Consider the following 22,260-nt stretch of genomic DNA (forward strand, 5'->3'; position numbering starts at 1 on the left):
GTCTGGAGAGGCTAGGAAGTGGGATTACATCAAAGAGGTCGAACTAAACCCGGATAACTCGGACCATGAGTGTGAGAAAGCAGCGTAAAAAATGAACTAATGGTGACATCTGTCTTGAAAAACGCCGACGGGGTGTGCCAATCATTTCACGGTCAAAAGGACAGCGGATATAATTCCCGTACACTTGACCGCTATGGAAGTACCTTCGATGTTCTATTTTTGTCGAAGCTTGACGTGAAAGCAGCACCACGTTTTCTTTGCAAGGCGATCTATGGAAGTGCAAAATCGTGGCTGATCAATAAAAATAGAGGTGAGGATAGTGATCCGGTAATCAAAAATTACAATGGGTTCTATCACCAAAGGAGCAAAATTTGTCCGCGCAAGCACCTGAACAATGTTGCCGAGTATGCGCCAAGAAATGCATTTTGGCAGTCTAGGGTATTTTTACCGTACTCGTAGGAAGCTTATCGGGCTATGGCAGTGTATCCACCGGAGTTTGCTGCAGAAGGTGAGCTCAAAACCACTTCAACCGATCTTTATTAAGATAGAAGGGCGTGAGCGTCTAAGTCAAAGTGCGAACGGATTTTTGTAGATACGCCGTAAGACTAACGGTGACATCTGGACAAGGGGGCTGATTTGTTTCCTGGGACCAGGATGCAGGTTTACGCCGAATGCAGTGCATCTGGTGTCTGGCGTATAGTGAGCGAGACTCTAAAACTGGCCCTTGATAGGAACTGTAGGAGAAAATCATCGGGGTGTTAATGGAGAAGTACAATCCATTGAAATGAAAGGTATGCTAGTGTGCTGAGCCAGAAGTTCATTGAATAATGGTCTATACTTACCTCAGGAAGATATCACTACTGGGGGAAGCGACATGACGGGTCGGCCGAAGGCAGAATTGGTCCTGAATTCAGAGGAAAAAGAACAGTTGGCGTCCTGGTCTCGCCGACGGAAAACTGCACAAGCTTTGGCATTCCGCTCGAGGATTGTTCTAGAGTGCGCCAAGGGCCTAACGAATACTGAAGTTGCAGAGAAGCTCAATACGTCAAATCAGACGGTCTGCAAATGGAGAATTCGCTTTGTTCAGTACCGTCTCGAAGGACTGCAGGATTCACCGCGATCCGGCGCCCCGCGCAGTGTTGACGATAAGAAGGTAGAAGAGGTAATCACCAAAACACTGGAAAGTACACCGAAAGACGCAACGCATTGGAGCACGCGAACCATGGCTGCGCAAACTGGAGTCTCACAAAGGACGATCCAACGTATTTGGAAGGCGTTCGGACTACAACCACATCGCTAAGAAACGTTTAAGTTGTCGACGGATCCACTTTTTGTCGAAAAGACCCGAGATATAGTGGGCTTGTATATGGAACCTCCTATGAAAGCGATGGTGTTGTGCGTTGATGAGAAGAGTCAGATTCAGGCGCTCGATAGAACCCAACCGATTCTGCCTCTAGCGCCTGGAATACCAGAGCGGAGAACGCATGACTATATGCGCCATGGCACGACGACGTTGTTCGCGGCACTGGATATTGTGACTGGAAAGGTAATTGGTGAGCTTCACCGAAGACACAGAAGCAGTGAGTTTTTGAATTTTCTGAGGACAATCGTCAAGAACACACCACCGGAGATGGATTTACACCTGGTAATGGACAACTATGGTACTCATAAGACCGAGAAAGTGAAGAATTGGCTTAATCGTCATCCTCGGTTTCATGTGCACTTTACGCCGACTTCGGCGTCCTGGCTAAACCAAGTTGAACGGTGGTTTGCAACTCTTACTCAGAAGCAGATAAGACGTGGAACTCACCGTTCAACACAAGCGTTGGAGAAATCCATCAGAGAATATTTGAAAATGTATAACGATGAACCGAAGCCCTTTGTTTGGACAAAATCAGCGGATGAGATTTTGGAGAGCATTGCTCGATTTTGTCAACGAACTTCTGGCTCAGTACACTAGCAGGCTGTTGAAAAAGTCGATATTTCACAATTGGAGCCAGAATTGGAAAAGTCAGATTTAAAAAATGCCTATTTTTATAGGATCAAAATTATTGCCTACTCTCCAATTCTGGATCATTTTTCAAAAAACGGACTTTTTCAACACGCTGCTAGTAGCGATACTTGATGCTGGGACGGAGCCCTCTGCAGTGGTGGAGAAGTATTTGCATTGGAAATGGGTTGAACTGATAACATTAGACAATCTTGTGTTTCAATGCAATTTCGAAACAGGTTAACATTCTGAGCGAGACAGAATCGATTTCTATTCAGGAAAGATGGATTATTGAGGCCCTTAAATTGATTAAAACCAATAGAGGATCCGCTGGAGTTGATCAAGAGTCTATAGAGGAATTCGAAGAGTAGTCTTTGCAAAAATTGAAATGGAGGGCCTTTAGACTGCTATTTTGCTCCTCCTATCAAAACGGTAGAAAATCCCAAAAACTCAGGTTGAGAGAGATTCCGAGTGAGAACACTGTCCGCGATAGTATTACACCGGTGATCATCAAGCCGGAACTCGAGGGCTAACTAGTGCCCATTTGTGGATGGGCACTAACTAGGTTAGATCGACATCCAATTACCCACAGGAGAAAAGGTGATGAATAACACTACGAGTGTCTGCAATACAGACACCTCTCAAGACGACGATGTACTGGAGATGTCGGAGTGGTGCGAATCGCTTCAGGCGCTGGTAGCAAACGCTGGCCCAGAACGGGCTCGAGAGATTCTTGATGCGGTGACCAAGATTGCTCGCGAACCATCCATCGGCTGGCAACCAGTGCACGGTACCCCCTATGTTAATACCATCACCGTTGAGCGGCAGCCAACTTTCCCCGGAGATTTGGCACTTGAAGAAAAACTGGTGTCGATTATGCGTTGGAACGCCTTGGCCATGGTGGTACGGGCCAACCAGGCCTACGGCGAGCTTGGTGGTCACATCGCCAGTTATGCTAGCGCAGCTGATTTATTTGAAGTGGGTTTTAATCATTTCTTTCGTGCGCGCAATCAGGATTGCACTGGTGATTTGATCTTCTATCAGCCGCATTCGGCCCCCGGTGTCTATGCTCGAGCATTTCTAGAGGGGCGCTTGAGCGAACAGGACCTGCGCCATTATCGTCAGGAGGTGACTGCCTCACGGGTGGGGGCTCAGGGCTTATGCAGTTACCCTCATCCCTGGTTGATGAGTGACTTTTGGCAATTTCCTACTGGTTCTATGGGAGTTGGACCAATCAGTTCCATATATCAGGCGCGCTTTATGCGCTATTTGCAGCATCGGGGGCTGCAGAATGGTTCAAAGCGCAAGGTGTGGGGGGTGTTCGGTGATGGAGAAATGGACGAGCCGGAAAGTATGTCTGCTTTGACCTTGGCCTCTCGCGAGGGACTGGATAATTTGGTGTGGGTGGTGAACTGCAACCTGCAGCGTCTCGATGGCCCAGTGCGGGGCAACAGTCGTATAATTGATGAATTGGAAGCGCTGTTTAGCGGCGCGGGCTGGAATGTGGTGAAGCTGGTTTGGGGTTCGGATTGGGACGGCCTATTCGCACGAGACAACCAGGGAGCATTGGTCAGAGCCTTTGCTGATACGGTGGACGGCCAACTGCAAACCTTTTCTGCCAAGGACGGTCGCTACAACCGCGATCATTTCTTCGGCCAGAACGGAACGCTCAAAACACTGGTTGAGGGGCTCACCGATGAGCAGATAGACCAGCTTAAACGCGGTGGACACGACTTAGTGAAGATACATGCCGCTTATGACGCTGCGCTCAGGCATGAAGGCAGGCCCACGGTTGTGCTGGCGCAGACCAAGAAAGGTTATGGCATGGGTGAGGCGGGGCAAGGAAAGATGACCACCCACCAGCAGAAGAAGTTGGACCGTAACGCCCTGCTGGCTTTCCGAGATCGCTTCCAGCTGCCATTGAGTGATGAGCAGGCCGAATCGCTGTCGTTCTACAAGCCGGACGCAGAAAGTGAGGTCATGCGCTATCTGCACGACCAACGTCAGGCGCTTGGCGGTTACACGCCCTCGCGTTCAACACAGGTGGATACCGTTGCCATTCCTGAATTGTCAAGCTACGGAGCATTTGCACTGCAGGCTGATGGCAAAGTAATGTCCACCACTCTGGCTTTCGTAAGGATGGTATCCTCGCTGGTGAAGGACAAGCAACTAGGAGCCAGGGTGGTACCAATTGTGGCTGATGAAGCACGCACCTTTGGCATGGCGAACCTGTTCAAGCAAATAGGTATCTACTCCAGTGTCGGTCAACATTATGAACCTGAGGATATCGGTTCCATACTAAGTTACCGTGAGGCACGCGATGGTCAAATTTTGGAGGAGGGTATCAGTGAGGCCGGTGCCATCAGCTCCTGGGCGGCGGCGGCGACCAGCTACTCTGTGCACGGTATCAGTATGCTGCCGTTCTACATTTATTATTCCATGTTCGGCTTCCAGCGCATCGGCGACCTGATTTGGGCGGCAGCTGATCAGCGCGCTCGCGGATTCTTGTTGGGGGCGACTGCTGGCAGGACCACACTCGGCGGCGAAGGTCTGCAACACCAAGACGGTCACAGTCACTTGTTGGCTTCTACTGTTCCCAACTGCCGTGCTTACGACCCGGCTTTTGCCGGTGAGTTGGCGGTAATTATGGATCACGGAATGCGGCGCATGCTGGAACAGCAGAAGGACGAGTTTTACTACATTACCGTGATGAATGAAAGCTATGCCCAACCGACCCTGCCGGAGGATGTAGCAGAAGACGTGATCAAGGGCATGTATCGCTACCACTGTGTCAGTCCAGAATTCGCGAAGGGCAAGGTCCGCCTACTGGGATCCGGCGCCATTTTGCTTGAAGTTATAGCCGCGGCTGAACTGTTGAGCGAAGACTGGCACATCGTAGCAGAAGTCTGGAGTGTCACTAGCTACACGGAGTTAGAACGCGATGCCCGCGCGAATGAGCGTTGGAATCGATTGCACCCTGATGCTGAACAGAAGAGCAGTCATTTGGCGGCCTGCCTGGGGGGATCGGAACCGGTGGTTGCGGCCTCCGACTATGTTCGAGCCGTACCACAACTGATCGCTTCCTACATCAAACCCGCTTATAGGGTACTGGGCACTGATGGCTTTGGACGCAGCGACACGCGCACGGCCCTGAGGGAGTTCTTCGAGGTTAATCGTTACCACGTGGTACTGGCTGCGCTCACCGTGCTTGCGGATCAGGAGCTTATTGAACGGGAGCTGTGTCAGCAGGCGATTCAACGTTATGAGATAAGATGTGACGCCCTGGCGTCCTGGGAGTGTTAGAGATGGGGGCAATACAGGAAGTTCTAGTTCCCGATATTGGCGATGTAAATGATGTTGAGGTTCTCGAAGTACTTGTTAAAGAGGGTGATCACGTAGAGATAGAACAATCACTGATTACTCTGGAAACCGATAAGGCGACCATTGAAATCCCTTCGAGTGCCGGCGGAGTGGTTACTCGTTTGCTGGTGAATGAGGGCGGCAGAGTCAGCCAGGGTAGTGTTATTCTGGAGCTCAAAGTCCTTGAGATGGGAGTATTATCTGAAAACGAGGGGACGGAAATTGCCGCTCAGGAGACCGAGGAACAGGAGAGATCGACAACTGAGGCTGCGGACGTCGAACAAATCGCAATAAAGAACTCTTCGACTCAGCCTCAGACACAAGTGCCGCTTGCCGAAACCAAAATTGACTTCAGTTGTCGCGAGATCATGGCTTACTCTTCGCCATCGGTGAGAAAATTGGCACGCGAGCTGGATGTGCATCTCAGTGATGTGGTGAAATTCGGATCTTGCGCACGCGTTACCAAGGAAGATATTCACGCCTATGTAACGTCGATCATGAAACAGCGGCGCAACACTGGGCATACTGTAGCCAATTCCGGGGGACCATTTCAGAATATACAGGAATGGCCGAAAGTGGATTTCGCTAAGTTTGGGCCGGTCGAGCGCCAATCGCTGTCTCGCATCCGCAAGATCAGTGGCGCCAACTTGCATCGCAATTGGGTAACCATTCCTCATGTCACCAACCATGAGGATGCTGATATTACTGAGTTGGAAAAATTACGCAAACAATTGAATGCGGAGCAGAAAGGCACTGGGGTTAAAGTAACTATGGTAGCACTGCTCGTGAAGGCGGCGGTGGCGGCGTTGAAGAAGTTTCCAGAATTCAATGCTAGCCTCGATGGTGATGACATTGTATTGAAAAAATACTACCATATCGGTTTCGCTGCTGATACGCCCAATGGTCTCGTAGTGCCGGTGATTCGCGATGTTGATCAAAAGGGCATTCTGGAATTGACCAAAGAGATCCATCAGCTGGCTGTTAAAGCTCGGGAAGGCAAGCTAACGGTTGCGGACATAAGCGGCGGTTGTTTTTCCATTTCATCCCTGGGCGGAATTGGTGGAACTTACTTTACGCCGATAATCAATGCGCCGGAAGTCGCTATTCTGGGTGTAGCACGTGCACGCACTGAACTTAAGTGGGATGGCGATGCTGCAGTACCGCGATTGGTGCTGCCAATGAGTCTCAGTTGGGATCATCGCGCGCTGGATGGTGTGCAGGCGGGGCTCTTCAATGCCTACCTAGCAGCGGTTCTATGTGACTTCCGACGTGCTATGCTCTAAAGGCGTGTTCTGTCTAAAATCACCTGTAGTGATAGCGTCTGCGACCTTTGGGACAAGAAGATCTCGGTGATTTCGTTCAAGGTTGGTTTCCCTAATGTAGGGAGTTGGCCATTGTTGGTTTTGCCGAGAATCTCACCTAAGTGATAGGTTGACGATAACACAAAACACTAAAGGACACTTCTATAAATCGGTTTTTGAACTCACGTTGTAGAGAACTCGATTCCTAATTTGGGTCGAAATGCAATTGAATGTCGTACGCATGGGTGTATCAGTTCGTCGGTGTTCTGGGCGGGAAATTCATCTAAAATCTGGACTAATTTCCCCGTTCCTCATACTGAGGGCATGCTTAAATACTGTGGAGTGTGAGTGGGGCATCGAAAAAGTGGACGAAGCCGATCTTGAACTGGAAGCCAGCACTCAATCGTTTGATGATTGACGTTGAGGAGCAATTAGCTCCTCACATTTAAATCGGGTGGTCACACAGGTTAGTTTACAGAAAGTCTCCTTGAGCCGCCGACTTCCGTATTTAGCGCGAAGCGGCTTTTCTGTGAGGTTTAGAGGCAGTGGGGTAAGGACCTCAGCGCCTCTCATGAACTTAATATTCCTTGACAACCAATAGGATGTCTGGTGTTAACTGTCTTGGGCGGTAACCCTAATTGTCGCCGAACATAGGATGCTTGCTGGCTGGTCCTAAATCTAAGTCAGAATCCTCTCGATCAATTTCATACATCTGTATCCGAATCGTCGTCTAGGTGGCTAGCGTTATGACTTCCGGTCGATATTTGCTGGGACTGAAATTCCTCTTGAGCCCATGCTTCGTCCAGCATCTGCAAAAAGCGCTCGGCTCTCATCAGTCGGTCTCCATATGATGGCACTATTTGGAGGTTTACGATTCCTTCATTGATCGAAATGGGCGTAATAGTGAAGTACTCGCCCAGGTGAACTGGCTGATATAAGCGGCAGGGAAATATTGGCATATCTAATTGCTCCTTGAATTACCTGTCGCTAGATGGCTAACAAGACGTTATTCGACGCTCTCATCTTTGCTGCAGGCATGTTCCTTATTAACAAAATTACGTGGCATAGGTGTTCAGATAATGATCAGGAGGGGGTGCGCGACTGAAGTAAAGGACCACACCGATCATCGTGGGACGCCAAGCCGCACTCCAGCGCCAAAGGCGGAAGTGGAAAGAAATGCTCAGTTTCTGGTTTAACTTTATTGAAGCCGAGCGGGGGCTTGAACTATCATTCATGACAGCCTCGTTGATACTGATCCTATCTTCGGGGTTAGCCATCTCTCGGTGTTGGCGCACCGGGGGGTGGCGATTACGTCAAGTTCACGTGATCATGATGTAGTCCTTCTCCTTTCTGTAGCTACCGTGAGAGTGCCTGTCGAAGGGGCTCGCGGAAAGCATCACGGATTTTACCGTGAACACATTTCTCTTAGGGCAGGCTGTTTGGCGGAGTACCAACTATCGGAAGATCCTTGCCACATTCGGCTTGTTACTACCGGCCTACCTGCCCCTGTCTGCTTTACTGCCAGTACCAGTATTTGGTACTGAGGCAATCAAAGCATCCTGTACCGTAATCGCTTTCTGTCTAAATATCAATCGAAGTGAGGTATTTAGCGACGCCAATTGAAACAGAGCCTCAAGCACAGCACGAAAATAGGAATTATTGTAGAAAAATTGGCCAAGGTGTTCAGATAAAAGGACTGCGGGTCACGTGGTAATTGATTCAAAGCGGACTGCTGTACGACGATTGCTCTTGCGGTGACAGTGTAACCACCGGCCCGGGTCATGGCCGAACGAGGGTTTATGCTCTTACTTTGTACATTGGCTACCGGCTCAACCATCATCCGCCCCCGTCACTACAACCACAATGTGGTGTAGTGACGGGGGCGGCAACACCAGAAATTACGCGGCTTCCAGAGCAGATTTCGGGATGGATTTGGGGTTCAGTCTAACTATACTGAGCCCCATCACTACGCAAACGGCTTCAAACGCGGCCACAGCGATAATGTGGATGAGGGGCTTCGCCCTTGCCATCGTAACTGGCAGAAACGGAAAACTGCGCAGCATGACCCAATGATTCCATAGCGCAAGCAACTTTCGGGTTGCGGGTCATTACAGCAACTCGGTAGCCCCGTTCTCTGCGGAATCTCTGTAATCGGATTCCAATTTAAACAGGTGGCCTGCCATCCAAACTCACACGGCCACTGCGTCGTGTATCCAACTCGGTCAAGTAGTCTTTCGCTTGGCCAGCGGTGGTCTCACGATCACCTCTATCGATGGCGTCGTGATCCGGTGTCGTTCATTCAACTCAATCGTCCTGCGACGATTCTTCAAATACGACGCGTAATCCCAGTGGTGTCGCGTCAAGGAGGTTTATAACCACTCACTCGATTCGGGTTTTCTCGAATCAGGGGCAGAACAACGCCCCACACTCGGCGACACGAATTTTTCGGTGTCACTTAACTCAACTCGATAACCTTTTGGTTATCTAAGCAAAGCAATACGGATCAATGGTGCCGTATTCGGGAGGTATCTTTACCGCCATTGCCGTTCGGGATTCATCCCGAACAACGGACAGCACACCGTCTGCAAAACCGCGGCTCGGAGCATACCGTGTCGTTTACACCCACTCAGTCGTCTTCGGATGGCTTTTAAACTCAATGCGGACTGACAGCGTCAGACCAACGGTTCCGCATGTTTGAAGGAGGTGAATGATTCACCCGTTGGTGGGGCTCTACGAGCCCTTGAGAAACTGTCGCAGTGGGTTCCTCAGCAGAGGAGAAACTGCGTGCCTGCGGCTAGGCGTATCAGGTCGAGGGGAGTGGTGTCCCCAGACATTTCCGCGTCAGCGGTACCATCTTGGATACGATCCGAGAGGTAGTCACAAACACTAACCGAAAGGACTACACCATGCGCGATCTGAATTACCAACTCAAACAACTGTGCCATCGAAATCGAGACGGCAGCCACAGCACCCAAGCCAACCGAGCAAAAATCTTGTATTTGGTGGCCAATCAGCTCCAGGAGATGGGGTACCGAGGCATGGGTGTGAGATCCTTAAAACCGAAACACGTTGAGGCGTTAAGTCAGCGCTGGATATCAGAAGAGCTGGCTCCTGGAACCATCAAGAACCGTATGAACTGCTTGCGATGGTGGGCGACTAAAGTGAATCGCGCCAACGTTGTGGCACGAACAAACGACTACTACGGTATTCCCGATCGACAATTGGTTGGTCAGGTGTCAAAGGCGCAGCAATTGACGGATGCGGCCTTGCAGAATATCGCCGATCCATACGTGCGAATGAGTCTTGAACTGCAACAGGCTTTCGGGCTGCGACGGGAAGAGGCGATCAAGTTTATTCCCAGCTACGCCGATCAAGGTGATTTTATTTGCCTCAAGGCCAGCTGGACCAAGGGGGGTAAGGCGAGACAAGTGCCCATTCTCAATCAATCGCAACGTGACGTGCTGGATCGAGCGCACAGATTGGCGGGACAACGCTCGCTGATTCCTGAGGAAAAGACCTTCATACAGCAACTGCGGTTGTATGAACGTCAGACGACAAAAGCGGGTTTGTCCAAGCTCCACGGACTCCGCCATTACTATGCACAGCAAAGGTACCAAGCGCTGACTGGGTGGGCAGCACCGGCAGTGGGCGGTCCATCCTTAAAGCAGTTGAACGCCAAGGAACGGGAGAAAGATCACCAAGTACGATTGATCGTCAGTGCCGAATTGGGTCATTTCCGCAAGGAAATTGTCGCTGTGTATCTAGCCCTGTGATTGATATTCAGACATTCAGTGAGGGGATTATGCGTATTCAAGAATAGTTGATAACGGGCACCATGGCTTGCATCAATTTGCAGGGGGCTGATCGTGGACAAGGAGAACAGGCTTTTTTCGAAGGTACTTTATCCCTTTGTTATCGGAATGACATTGAATGGCAGTCCGGTGGCAATCGCTGCCAATCAAACCGGAGCGGACACCAGTGCACATTTGCAAGTGGGTCGATATTCCCTAATGAGCACTGCGCCATCGACAGGACAGGTGGACTTACTGGCTGTCACGGTAGAGCGATCCATTCCCGAGACTGTGAAAAGCATCGGGAACGCACTGGACTGGCTACTCCAAGGTTCGGGCTACCGCTTAGCCGATACTTCTCTGTTGTCCGATGAAGCGATAGAGCTGTTCCATCTCCCGCTACCGAGCGCACACCGACAGTTTCAGGCCTTGCCGCTTCGCCAGGTATTGTCCCTCATTGTCGGTCCAGCATTTTCCATGGTGCATGATCCTGCGCATCGATTGCTGGGGTTTGAGCGGTGTTCGAGGCAGACCCCAGAGGCCAGTGCCTCGCCCTTAATAAAGAAGCAATAAGAGGGAAGTACCCATGGCAACGGTCATTTGCGTCTTTTTGCTGATTTGTGGGTTCGCACTGACAACCGGAGAGGGGGGCAGTGAAGAGAAAGATCCAGCTGAGCATTCTCAATCAATACACGTCGAACCTCAAAAGCCCACCGACAATGCCAGTGCTTGCGACAAATCAGGATCAATCATTATCGAGCGGGACCTACGAGTGCCTCCCGATAGTGAGGAGGTATCGAATGTCGATCAATAGGGTCTCAGAAAACAACCGTTGGTTGGCTATTGGATTGTGTGCGGTGTGCCTGACCGTGAGTGCAGGGCTGGTTTCGGCATCTAGAATCGACCTCCCTGAAAAGAACGAGAAAAAACTTATCGAGCACCACTCAACGGAGCTTCACGACGTCCAGCGCCAGCGTATCGACATGTGGGGCCTGGGCAACATCGAGTGGCAACGATATCGATCATTGATGCAAGGCATACGTGGTAGCGTCAGTCCCAGTACCTTGTCGCCCATTGAGGTGTTGGGCATCCACGCCAGAACACCGACGGAACGGAGACGTTACGCTCGGATGTGGGCCAAGATGATGCGGGAAGACGCCGAACGCATCTTAACGTTCCAACTGGCGTATGACACCGCTCAGCAAGAGCTGTATCCGGGTACCTCACTCATAAATGCCGATAAATTGGCTCAGTTGAAGCAGACTACAACACCTAAGCCGCAGGAAGAGTGGCAGGCCGAAGATCGCCTACTGTTTTTTACCCAAACGGACTGCTCGATCTGCGACGTGCTTTGGGACCGTCTGCGATCCCGCCTAGACAGTATTCGTGGTATTGATGTCTATTTCCTTGACGTTGCCGCCGGGGAAGAACCCCGCATTCGCTCGTGGGCGGCCGACAGACAATTGGATCCAGCATGGCTAAAAGAACGCCGAGTGACGCTGAATATCGACGGTGGGTTATTAAAGAAGCTGTCCGACTCACTGGATTTTGACCCCAGTGAGCGTCCCCGTGTCCTGCGCCGACGAGATGAGCAATTATCTGTTGTGCCAGCGTATCGGTTTTGAGGGCGGCGTATGACGTTATCTTATCGCTCGACACTGATCGTCTTGGTCTTGCTGTACTCCTGTGGGCTTCAGGCAGAACTCACGGTGATACACGATAGCGGAGATACCCAACCGCTAACGCCATACCTTGAGGTTCTGCAACAGCCACAGAATGTACGTCCACAGCGGCCTGTCGATCCAGATCAGGCGCTGCGTTCTGCCGGTCCCGCACATATCGAGAATCTGTTGCCGATTCGTTCCCCCGGTTTACGCCCGGGCGCTTTGAGCAAATCAACATTGCCCAAGGACGTTCAAAAACGTCTAACACAGGGCATTCCCCGTCCATTCTTCTTAGTTGGCTCCGATCCACTGTCGGAACAGTGGCTGCGACAACACCGCGCAAAGCTCATTGAAATTGGCGCCGTGGGTATGTTGGTGCAGGCCGACAATGCGGAGGACGTTCGACGCATGGCGTCGGTTGGACAGGGGTTAAGGATCACCTTGGGTTCCGGCAGCGATGTGGCCAAATCGTTGGGCCTTACACAGTATCCGGTGCTGATTACGACAAAAGGATTGGAGCAGTGAGTGACCATCCAGTAGAGGCGCTGTTAAGGCCGCCTATTGAGCTTTGGTCTTCATTTGCTTCATTCGCGGTGAGCTCTATTGCTTTCACGGCTCCTTGGGCATTGATGATGCCGCCTGGTATCGCCTTTGCCTGCGGTGGGTCTTTGTTTCTGTTTGGGGCTTACCGGGGAGCACAAGCTTGGCGGGTCATTCGCTATCAACGGCATATGCGAAAGCTGCCAGAGTATCGGATGAGCTCGGACCAAGTGCCGGTCAGTCATCACAAGCTCTTTCTGGGGCAGGGTTTTCGATGGACCCAGCGCCATACTCAGCGGCTAAGGGATACGTTGAAACCCGAGGTTCAACGTTATGTGGAACCCGGTAGTCTATACCGATGGGCTAGGCAGAAGGAGGTGACCTGGGAGCATATCCCTGTATTGAGTTGGATCGCTCGAGGGTTACGCCGCCGCCACTGGGCAAATCCCTTGGCGCCAATGCCGCCGGTTGGTGGGAAACCCGCTCTGCACGCGGTAGAACCCCAAGAGCAACACGTGTGGATGGACCTGGGCGAGCGGGTTGGGCATACCCTGGTACTGGGTACCACACGGGTCGGTAAGACCCGCCTAGCGGAGCTATTGATCACCCAGGATATTCGACGTGGGGATGTGGTCATTGTCTTTGATCCCAAGGGGGACGCTGAGCTGTTGCGGCGCATGTACCTGGAGGCCAAAGCCTCGGATCGGTTACAGGATTTCTACGTCTTTCATTTAGGGTTTCCCGAGATCTCAGCGCGTTACAACGCCATAGGCAACTTTTCCCGCATTACCGAGGTAGCGACCCGTATCGCCAACCAGTTACCCAACGAGGGAAACTCTGCGGCTTTTAAGGAATTCGCCTGGCGCTTCGTCAACATCATTGCCAGAGCGTTGGTTGCCTTAAATAGAAGGCCGGATTACCAGCAGGTTCGACGATACATCAATGACATAGAACCGTTGTTCGTTGAGTACGCTGAACACTGCGCGACGAGAGAGGGTATTGAACAATGGCCCGAGACCGTGGCATCGCGGGCTGACGACATCAAAGAGCGCAATTTACCCAATTCGTTGCGAGGGCGAAGTATGCAAGCCATCGCGGTCATGCGGTTGCTACAGGAGAATGAACTCTACGATCCGGTGATGGACGGCTTGCTGTCGGCGTTCAAATACGACAAGACGTACTTCGATAAGATCGTGAGCTCTGTTGGGCCTCTGATGGAAAAGCTAACCACAGGCAGTATTACCGGGTTGATCTCTCCCAACTACCAAGATACCGACGACCAGCGCCCGATATTCGAATGGATGGACGTTATTCAACGTAAAGGTATTGTGTATGTGGGGTTAGACGCACTGACTGATACCACAGTGGCCGGTGCCGTGGGCAACTCCATGTTCGCGGATCTTGTTTCCGTGGCCGGGCAAATCTACAAGCATGGGGTGAGCGGAGAGGGGCACAGTCCGCAAGAGCCCCGATCACTTTATGAGACGCCTACTATCTCGCTTCATGCCGATGAGTTTAACGAGTTGATCGGGGATGAGTTTGTGCCTCTACTGAACAAAGCCGGAGGTGCGGGTTTTCAGGTCACCGCGTATACCCAGACCTGGTCGGATGTCGAAGCCCGAATCGGCAATCGGGCGAAGGCCGGGCAGGTGGCGGGTAACTTTAACACCTTGTTGATGCTGCGCGTCAAAGAACTGGAGACGGCGGCCATGCTCACCGATCAACTCCCCAAAGTGGAGGTGTTTTCCCTGATGAGCGTGTCAGGGGTCGATGATTCTTCTGATCCTGGGTCAGGTGTGGACTTCAAGTCCCGGAACGAAGACCGCATCAGTGTTTCCGAAGTGCCGATGTTAACAGCGGCTGACATGGTGGCACTCCCCAAGGGGCAAGCCTTCGCACTGATCGAAGGCGGTCAGCTGTGGAAGATTCGAATGCCTCTACCGAACAGTGGATCCGAAGGTGAATTACCGCTGGCACTGGAGGAAATCGCCTCAGAGATGCGACGAACCTACGTCACCAATGATCAATGGTATCGTTCGAATGAGCACTGGTGGTACGCAGCCGGGTCTGAAGGCCTTGGGCAAGAGTTCGACAGCGAATTAAAGGTTTAACCTGGAGTGGAATCGCAGGATCCGCGTAATCGAGTTGTTCAGCGGGGCTTCTGGTCGAACCTTCTAACCGGATTCGCCCAGTGCCTAAAGTGGTTGGTGGTATCGCTGCTGTTCTCGATCATCGTGGAATGGATTGGGATGACCTTCTGGTGGGAAGCGCAGGGCATCGACCACAGCCAGCAGATGCTCGCCAATGAGCTAAGTTTCCTGGGAACCGATGTTCAGCACAGCCTTCTAACGGATAATCCGACCACCTATGCCGATTCACTGTCTAAGTGGTTCCATGTGCTGCTCTTCGAATACACGCGTATTTTGGAGCTGATTGAGTGGTTGTCGCCGGAACCGGCACCTGGGGAGAAAGGGATACGGCTGGTTCTCAGAAATCTATATTGGCCAATGTCAGAGTATGTTGCCGCCGCCGTCCAGATTACGCAGGTATTCGCGGTCAGACTGGCTATTCTAACACTGGCCTCTCCTGCGTTCGGGCTGTTTGCGCTCGTTGCCTTAGTAGATGGCCTCGTCAGACGAGATCTGCGCCGCTGGGGCGGTGGTAGAGAAAGCTCGTTTGTTTATCACTACGCCAAAAAGGCGGCATTCCCCTTAATTATCTCAGCCTGGGTTATCTACTTGGCGCTGCCTGTCAGTATTCATCCCTCCTGGGTCATTCTGCCTTTTTCCATTGGTTTTGCTTTTACGGTTTCAGTGACCGCAAGTACGTTCAAGAAGTACTTGTAGAGCTGTGATCTATGAAGAATGTAGAGCAACCTACACTAATGGTACGTAGCTGGGAGCAGGGCTACGACTTGGGTTTCTCGATAAAAGCTACTATTCCCTATTGTTAGTAGGGAAATGAGAGGCCTATAATAGGGTGCAGTTGTATCCATATCCAGGGACGAAATGGTAACAAATATGATCGGCAACAGCGGGTCTTACCTACCGGGCCCCCAGAGCCTCTTTCATCCGGTGAAGGGGCCTTCGTATGCCCCTCACTTCAAATTCGCGCAGATCGAATGGGAGCGGTTGGCCGCTAAACGGCACATGGTGCTGTATACGATCGCCGCCTTGCCGGTATACCTCTTAACGCTTGAAGCCTTTCTGTACGGAGCCAAAAAGCACCAGAAGTACCCGTTGATCTTGGAGCTGATGTGCGCTATCTGTGCTCGGGACTCCGAAGTAATGGCCTTAACCCCTAGCGCCTCAATGGGTGACAGCTGCGACTTTGGGGTGGTCCTCAAAACCCTGAAACTGTGGCAAAGCCAGCTCACCAACGCCGTCTTACGTTGCTCCCCGAAACGTTTCATCCCCATTGTCGACCACTCCCCGAAAGACCGGATTCAGAATTTTCTGTATATGGTGTACTTTAGGAAAACCGAGCTGGCCTTTTCAATGTGGCGTCAAGTGATGAATCGGAATATTCATGTATTGGTGGAACGAACAGGGTGCGTGTTCATTGCGATTCATTTGATGTTGAATGGGCGGCTATTGAAGTATGCGAGTCAGCTGTTGGGGTACAAATTGGTCGATCGTACAGGGGTCTACACCAATGCGGTCTCCGCGGACAGGGCGCAGTTTTTGGTTGAGGTTGATTTTCACCAAATGTCTGCTTACGACCCAAAGCGGATAGTGGATAGGTATCTTGTAGTGTGAAATGTATGGTATCACTCCGTTGGTTTGATGAGGTTTATACAGAGATATTTGAGCAGACTGAGAATTTTAAGAAGAATTAATAATGGATTTTATAGAAGAGCTGAATGAGCGTCCTGAAGGTAGCTTAGATGTTACTTGTCATGTTTTATCTGACAACTCTGCACAACAGCTAGAGGATTATCTTGTAGATAGGCTGGCCAGCTGTTATATCTCTCAAGAAAAACTAGAAGAGAGGGCTAACCAAACAGGCCTAGCCTATAGTGAATTGATCGCTAACAAGATTCCTGACAAGGGAAGTGTAATGTCAGGTGATTTCGGAGAAATATTTACTCTTTATTTTTTAGATAGGCAGTATGAAGATGATTTGAAACTAATTAAGAAGTGGAGATACAAGCAGGATAGGAAAAAGGCCGCGCCACACTCAGATGTTGTTTTATTTAATATTGAAGATTTGAATAATCCTTCAGAAGATGATTTTGTTATATGTGCTGAGTCTAAACAGAAAGCAACTTCTAGTACATTTGATCCTATTGCAAGTGCTATCTCAGGATATGAGTCGGATAGAACTGGCAGGCTTGCCAAAACACTTGTATGGCTTAAAGAAAAAGCCATTGATGAAGGGAATCAAGAAGATTTATCCTTAGCCTCTCGGTTTGCGGATGAATTAAATACACGTTATTCGAAGATATATCGAGCTGTTGCTGTTGTTGATAGGACGTTTCTGAATAACGAGATAACAAAAGATATTAATTTACCTGAAAGAACTCATGACTTTGAGGTCATTGTTATTGGTATTGATGATCTGAAAGAGTGTTATGAATCGGTATTTCAGCGTGCATGTGCAGAGGCAAATCTATGAGTGAACTTCTGCGACACATGATGGCTGAGTTTGAATCCTGGGAGGCCGCAGCTGAGTTCAATATACCTCAACAGAGCTGGGCTGATTATACTGTTAATGACAGAGTGGATGATCTTTATATAGCTACTTTTTCTCATATATTTAGTACATTGAGGGAAGAATCCGAAGATAAGAAATCTAATCTTCTATCATGTGCTAAGACATTACTGGTTTTCTCAAAGAGTGCAGCATCAAAGTATATAAGTGGAGTAGAGAAGAATCGTAACCTTTTGTATTCAGCGGCGCTTTATTATCTTGCAGATCAACCACCAACAGCATTTCTAATTGCAAAAGATATTGATCCAGATATTTTTGAAATAGATCTGGAGAAATTCCTATATTCATTTTTATCTCGAATTTCTGATGAGGAAACCGAGTTATCTGTTGAATTTTTTGATGCGGTGAGTAGGGGTGAATATCAAAGGTTTGACCATATCCTTGATATATTATCTGAGCAGGTTGCAATTGGCCTTCAGCATGATCCATTGCTTTTTGTTAGCTCAAAGTTTGCCTGTGAATGTATTGATAGATTTAAAAGTGTAAATGTTTGGAGTCTTCTTGAGCGATATTCTGACTGTGAGGATATGTCAGTATGGAATGAGTTGCTATCGTCTAACGGAGGCCATCCTATCTGGGAGTTATTGCCCTCACAGGTAAAAGCAGTTGAATCTGGAATCCTTACTGGTGAAAAACCTGCTTATAGCATGCAGATGCCTACTTCTGCAGGAAAAACTTCACTGTGTGAAATTATCATCTTTAATGAAGTTAAAGTAAGAGGTAATAAAGTTTTATTTCTTGTGCCTTTCAGGGCGCTAGCAGCAGAGGTAAAGGCTGGAATGTATTCTAGGCTGAGTAACGTTGGTGTAGAGATTTCAGCTAGTTATGGAGGTAATATTCCCACTCGCTCTGAATCTACGACTGTAGAAAATTCTGATGTTGTTATTTCTACGCCTGAAAAGTTTGAGGCGCTCTGTCAAGTTATCCCTGATTTCATTGATCGGTTTGATGTTTTGATTTGTGATGAGGGGCATCTAATTGATGATGGTAATCGAGGTCTACAATATGAACTATTGCTGACCAAATTTAAAAGACGAGAGAATCCCGTAGATAAGATTGTTTTTATATCAGCTATCTTGCCAAATGTTTCAGATATTAATGACTGGTTAGGTGGAGATGAAGGCAGTTTAATTAACTCAGATTATAAGCCTGTAGTAACAGATTATTCTTTTGTTAGATCTGTTAATGATAAGTGGTTTTTGGACTTTAACCCTCACTTGGATCAACCTTATAGTTATTTTTTAAGCGACTTCATTCAAAAAGACGAACTTAAGTTTACTAATCAAGGTACAGGAAATAGTAATCTCTTGCCAGGTTGGAGTTCACTGTTAACTTTGGCTTGTGCTTCAGCTTTTAAGGCTTCTATATCAGGTTCTGTAATTCTATTTACTACAGAGAAAGGCGGGTCTGGTGTTAGAGGTTTAGCAAATAAATGTTTAGATATGTTGAAAAAAAATGCATTTATTACGCAGCAGTATCAAGTGGAAAATCATCCCGTAGACCTTGTTAACTATATTTCAATGCTTTTAGGCGGAGAGCATTTGTTAACTAGATTGGTTCAGAAGAAGATTGGCTATCATCATGGAGATCTTCCTCAAGAATTGCGTCGAGAAATGGAGCAGTCAATTAATGATCAAAAATTAAATATATTGATATGCACTTCCACTTTAGCGGAAGGCGTTAATCTCCCAATCAGAACTATAGTTTTACATACAGTCAAACGATTTAATGGGAGAATCAAGGGCTTTATTGAAAAGAGGAACATAAAAAATATTATCGGAAGAGCAGGTAGAGCGGGAAAGGAAACTCGTGGCAGAGTTATTTTTGCTAATGAGTCAGAAAGAGACTATGCCCTAGAAGTTATAAATGATGTTCAATTGGAGTCAGCTCATGGCTTTTTATTCTCGCTCATTAAAGCTCTCAAAAACTATCTAGAAGCAATGAATTTGACCTTGAATCAGGAGTTCTTTGATTCCGATGTTGCAAAAGATATTTCTTATATCTTTGAATCTATTGATATGTCACTTTTACAGTCTTTACCAGAAGACATCCCTGAAGAAGAATTAGATACATTTTTAGATCAGATGTTATCTGAAACTTTAGCATCTAAGTTTTGCGATGAAGAGGGTTTAACTGATCTATTAAAAATGGTTTTTTCTTTAAGGACTGAGCGAATATTTAATGAGACAGACTCTACTATGAGAGCCATAATGAGGAATACAGGTTCTTCGCTTAACTTTCTTAATTATGTTGAAGCAAGTCAGATACTTGATCAGAATATATGGCGATCTCTAACCGCTCCACAGGAACCTAACTGGTTTAACAATATAATTAAGCCAGTGTTGAACCATATTGGTTATGAGGATAGTGCTGATCTTATAATAGATGTATTAAATGGTTGGGTATCCGGCAGCTTTTATGTAGAAATAGCTGAAGATCTTGAGCAGGATGTAGATGATGTTGTTAGATATGTCTGTACAGCTATAGGTTTTGAGTTACAGCAGACATTATCTCAGCTTACACGTTTCGCAATTGAACTTTATGAAGATGAAGTTCCTGATCATGTCGTGAATTGGCCTCAGTATATGCAATATGGTGTCAATCGTCAGATTCACTTGAGACTAATTAACTCTGGGGTTACAGATAGGCTGGCTGTATTTGGAGTTGCTCGGTTCTTGGATTCCCTTGGGGCTCCAGAAGATGTTCGGAATCTTCGCAGGCTATTAAGGGTCAATAGAGAAGCCTTAAATAATGCCTTAGAACAAGACCCTCGTGTTCCAGCATTATCAATAAGTCGATTCTTTGATGATTACAATATTTGAAACGGTTTAAACATACTTAAGGGGCACGCGCTGTCGTTCTTGGATAAATTACGGGGAAAATTTATGCCGGAATGAAGGCTTATATTGCGGGTTTAGCCGCATGTAACTCCGTGGGGGCGCGGTGCTTGGAATGATCTAGATTTAAAGGTTGATGGTATGGTGATCAATGGGATCAGAGTCATAGAAAAACTTAACGTCTGCTTCTGGCCGGATGTGAAATTAAAGCGGCTCTTCTATGAGCTGAACACATAAAGATATGACGCTAAAAAAGCACTATTAATGTAACAATATACTAGAGATGTATGCAGTCGAAATAAGGACTTTCACGTGAGCCCCGTAGAAACATCCGCGCCAAAACATGACCTAAACAAGACAGTAGAATTCCTTCACAAAATCTACATTTTATTCTTTCGGCGTTCATTCGCTCGCGTCGTAGCGATTACCCTGATCTCAGGTGGCATCGCATGGCTTTCACCCACCCCGATCATCTACCTTCTCAATCTATTAGCAGCAGGTGTAACAGGAACAGATCTAGAGTGGGCTAAATTCATTAACGACACATCTGAAAGTCAAATTGGTGGCTTCACACTCATCGCCCTCGGCATTGGTGTTTTTATCTATGATCAATATATGGTCTGGGTGAATCTTGAAAATGCTAAAAGCACACGGCGTGCATGGCTCATCGGCCTAATGGGTGTCATGTCTTTATACGGACTCCTTGCAGCAGCCTTTATTGTCGTCTCTGACCGCATTCAATATCAGGCCGAAAGAGAGCTTGCCTTGCAGGCCCAATTAAAACGAATAGCGAAAATCGAACCTTTTTTAGAGGAAGCGTCTGTGGCCGTTGATCTAGCATCGGCTGGGGTGCTATCAGGGTATTCTCGCGATCAGTGGGCCTTAATGCTATCCCCTTCCAGAATCGAATCTTTTCTTCAGAGCAGCAGCCCATATTTTTCGACAGAAGACATCCAGCTGATGATGACGGCACTTGGAAATATCAATTTTGCTCTGGAGCAAGCATCCTACTGTCAGACGTTGGATGATAGTACCAAAGAGGAAACTCTCATTTACGCCAACTATAAAATAGTCTGGCAACTGCTATCTAGCGCTATCGACCGAATTAAAGGAGTTGACACATCTTCTGAAACAAGCGAGTTGGTTAGTGCATTGAGCGAGCAGTATAGTTTTGACTACACCAAACTTTATGGCACGATTTATAGTGGCTGCAAGGATGCCCGATTTACCCCTCTGGAAACAAAAGTAATCCTCTCCACCCGATATCAAGAGGGTTACGTCCACCTCGATTTCCTAACTCCAGACATACTCGACTCTCGAGACCTTAAACTCACTGTGTATCCCTTCACTTATGTCACGCAATGGGATCTAGTTAGTGGCCATGCCTTCAGCCAGGCCTACAAACAACAGTGCGTTCCGCAGACACCCTTTCCAGAATATTTTCTATCTTTACGGTGCAACGATACCTATAAGCTGGAAGGTATGGATCAAGCTAACCCCAACTGGCCTCATGTGATGAGGACTATGATCGTAGCGCAATATGCAAAAGAAGAACGTATCGCTGATGAAATCGTAGAAACAGTGCTTGATTGCACCGTTTATGTCGTGGATATGAAGACACGGATGGTCGAAGATACGCCCACGATTTACCGGATCAACGAAAATATGAACAGCACGCTCACTAAGTCGGTTTACGATACCACCGGCTATGCCGGAATGGGCGTTGAACCTGCCGATGACCCTCGGTTTAGCGGTTTAAGAACTCGTCAGCCCGTACCGCGCTATAGCCCCCAAAAAGACCTGACTCTCGATGAGTTTAAAGAACAAGTTGGGGACTTTTGTTTATGGAGGTTTGGTGGTTACGTGTACCCCATTAAACCCTACGAATATCGATTAATTGGATACTGAACGCGCCCTATAAGAAGAAGCTGCGTGCGTGTCTGCTGTTCTTGGGGCCTGATTATCATCGATAATGTCCGCTTTTGGCCGATAGAAGACCAATTAGGATTCTCAATTTTAGTGCATCTTCCAGAATTTCTTCTGGGGGATGACAGTCCTGGATTA

13 protein-coding genes and 1 pseudogene are annotated in these 22,260 nt (G+C 48.4%); all 14 read left to right on the plus strand.

The window, feature by feature from the left end; all coding sequences use genetic code 11:
• Positions 1 to 114: 114 nt before the first annotated feature.
• The 14 genes and pseudogenes from HBA55_RS30805 to HBA55_RS30870 all read left to right on the plus strand — a co-directional run bounded on the left by HBA55_RS30805 (position 115) and on the right by HBA55_RS30870 (position 22,104).
• Entirely contained in the window at positions 115 to 459 is a 345-nt protein-coding gene (locus HBA55_RS30805) for a hypothetical protein (protein ID WP_166999504.1), read from the plus strand.
• 415 nt (positions 460 to 874) lie between these two features.
• A pseudogene (locus HBA55_RS30810) lies at positions 875 to 1,960 on the plus strand (IS630 family transposase).
• A 633-nt stretch (positions 1,961 to 2,593) separates the two neighbouring features.
• Entirely contained in the window at positions 2,594 to 5,293 is a 2,700-nt protein-coding gene (gene mdeB, locus HBA55_RS30815) for an alpha-ketoglutarate dehydrogenase (protein WP_166999506.1), read from the plus strand.
• A gap of 2 nt (positions 5,294 to 5,295) precedes the next feature.
• Positions 5,296 to 6,633 (plus strand): 2-oxo acid dehydrogenase subunit E2, encoded by a 1,338-nt coding sequence (locus HBA55_RS30820; protein ID WP_166999508.1) that lies wholly within the window; start codon positions 5,296 to 5,298, stop codon positions 6,631 to 6,633.
• Positions 6,634 to 9,557: 2,924 nt separating this feature from the next.
• On the plus strand, positions 9,558 to 10,424 hold the full coding sequence (locus HBA55_RS30825) for a phage integrase N-terminal domain-containing protein (protein ID WP_166999510.1): 867 nt from the start codon (positions 9,558 to 9,560) through the stop codon (positions 10,422 to 10,424).
• Between the two features lie 93 nt (positions 10,425 to 10,517).
• Positions 10,518 to 11,015 (plus strand): PFGI-1 class ICE element type IV pilus protein PilL2, encoded by a 498-nt coding sequence (gene pilL2, locus HBA55_RS30830; protein ID WP_338109493.1) that lies wholly within the window; start codon positions 10,518 to 10,520, stop codon positions 11,013 to 11,015.
• A 227-nt stretch (positions 11,016 to 11,242) separates the two neighbouring features.
• Positions 11,243 to 12,067 (plus strand): TIGR03759 family integrating conjugative element protein, encoded by an 825-nt coding sequence (locus HBA55_RS30835; protein ID WP_166999512.1) that lies wholly within the window; start codon positions 11,243 to 11,245, stop codon positions 12,065 to 12,067.
• 9 nt (positions 12,068 to 12,076) lie between these two features.
• Positions 12,077 to 12,631, plus strand: coding sequence for an integrating conjugative element protein (locus HBA55_RS30840; RefSeq protein WP_166999514.1), 555 nt, complete (start codon positions 12,077 to 12,079; stop codon positions 12,629 to 12,631).
• Positions 12,628 to 14,757: a type IV conjugative transfer system coupling protein TraD gene (gene traD, locus HBA55_RS30845; protein WP_166999516.1), complete on the plus strand. Its 2,130-nt coding sequence runs from the start codon at positions 12,628 to 12,630 to the stop codon at positions 14,755 to 14,757. The genes HBA55_RS30840 and traD overlap by 4 nt, the downstream gene beginning before the upstream one ends.
• A 6-nt stretch (positions 14,758 to 14,763) precedes the next feature.
• Entirely contained in the window at positions 14,764 to 15,492 is a 729-nt protein-coding gene (locus HBA55_RS30850) for a TIGR03747 family integrating conjugative element membrane protein (protein WP_166999518.1), read from the plus strand.
• A 174-nt stretch (positions 15,493 to 15,666) separates the two neighbouring features.
• Positions 15,667 to 16,404, plus strand: a complete 738-nt coding sequence (locus HBA55_RS30855; RefSeq protein WP_166999520.1) for a site-specific integrase — start codon at positions 15,667 to 15,669, stop codon at positions 16,402 to 16,404.
• A gap of 82 nt (positions 16,405 to 16,486) precedes the next feature.
• Positions 16,487 to 17,263: a HamA C-terminal domain-containing protein gene (locus HBA55_RS30860; RefSeq protein ID WP_166999522.1), complete on the plus strand. Its 777-nt coding sequence runs from the start codon at positions 16,487 to 16,489 to the stop codon at positions 17,261 to 17,263.
• A complete protein-coding gene (locus HBA55_RS30865) occupies positions 17,260 to 20,181 on the plus strand; it encodes a DEAD/DEAH box helicase (RefSeq protein WP_166999524.1) in 2,922 nt (973 codons plus the stop codon). Before HBA55_RS30860 ends, HBA55_RS30865 begins: the two co-directional genes overlap by 4 nt.
• A gap of 327 nt (positions 20,182 to 20,508) precedes the next feature.
• A complete protein-coding gene (locus tag HBA55_RS30870; RefSeq protein ID WP_166999526.1) occupies positions 20,509 to 22,104 on the plus strand; it encodes a hypothetical protein in 1,596 nt (531 codons plus the stop codon).
• The last annotated feature ends 156 nt before the right edge of the window (positions 22,105 to 22,260 follow it).

The organism is Pseudomaricurvus alkylphenolicus (assembly GCF_011683955.1).
Lineage (GTDB): Bacteria > Pseudomonadota > Gammaproteobacteria > Pseudomonadales > Cellvibrionaceae > Pseudomaricurvus > Pseudomaricurvus alkylphenolicus.

Bases quoted from the DNA above. Each gene is read 5' to 3' on its own strand.
- mdeB (WP_166999506.1), top strand. From the start codon at position 2,594: ATGAATAACACTACGAGTGTCTGCAATACAGACACCTCTCAAGACGAC.
- HBA55_RS30835 (WP_166999512.1), top strand. From the start codon at position 11,243: ATGTCGATCAATAGGGTCTCAGAAAACAACCGTTGGTTGGCTATTGGA.
- HBA55_RS30840 (WP_166999514.1), top strand. From the start codon at position 12,077: ATGACGTTATCTTATCGCTCGACACTGATCGTCTTGGTCTTGCTGTAC.
- HBA55_RS30820 (WP_166999508.1), top strand. From the start codon at position 5,296: ATGGGGGCAATACAGGAAGTTCTAGTTCCCGATATTGGCGATGTAAAT.
- HBA55_RS30860 (WP_166999522.1), top strand. From the start codon at position 16,487: ATGGATTTTATAGAAGAGCTGAATGAGCGTCCTGAAGGTAGCTTAGAT.
- HBA55_RS30855 (WP_166999520.1), top strand. From the start codon at position 15,667: ATGATCGGCAACAGCGGGTCTTACCTACCGGGCCCCCAGAGCCTCTTT.
- HBA55_RS30825 (WP_166999510.1), top strand. From the start codon at position 9,558: ATGCGCGATCTGAATTACCAACTCAAACAACTGTGCCATCGAAATCGA.
- HBA55_RS30865 (WP_166999524.1), top strand. From the start codon at position 17,260: ATGAGTGAACTTCTGCGACACATGATGGCTGAGTTTGAATCCTGGGAG.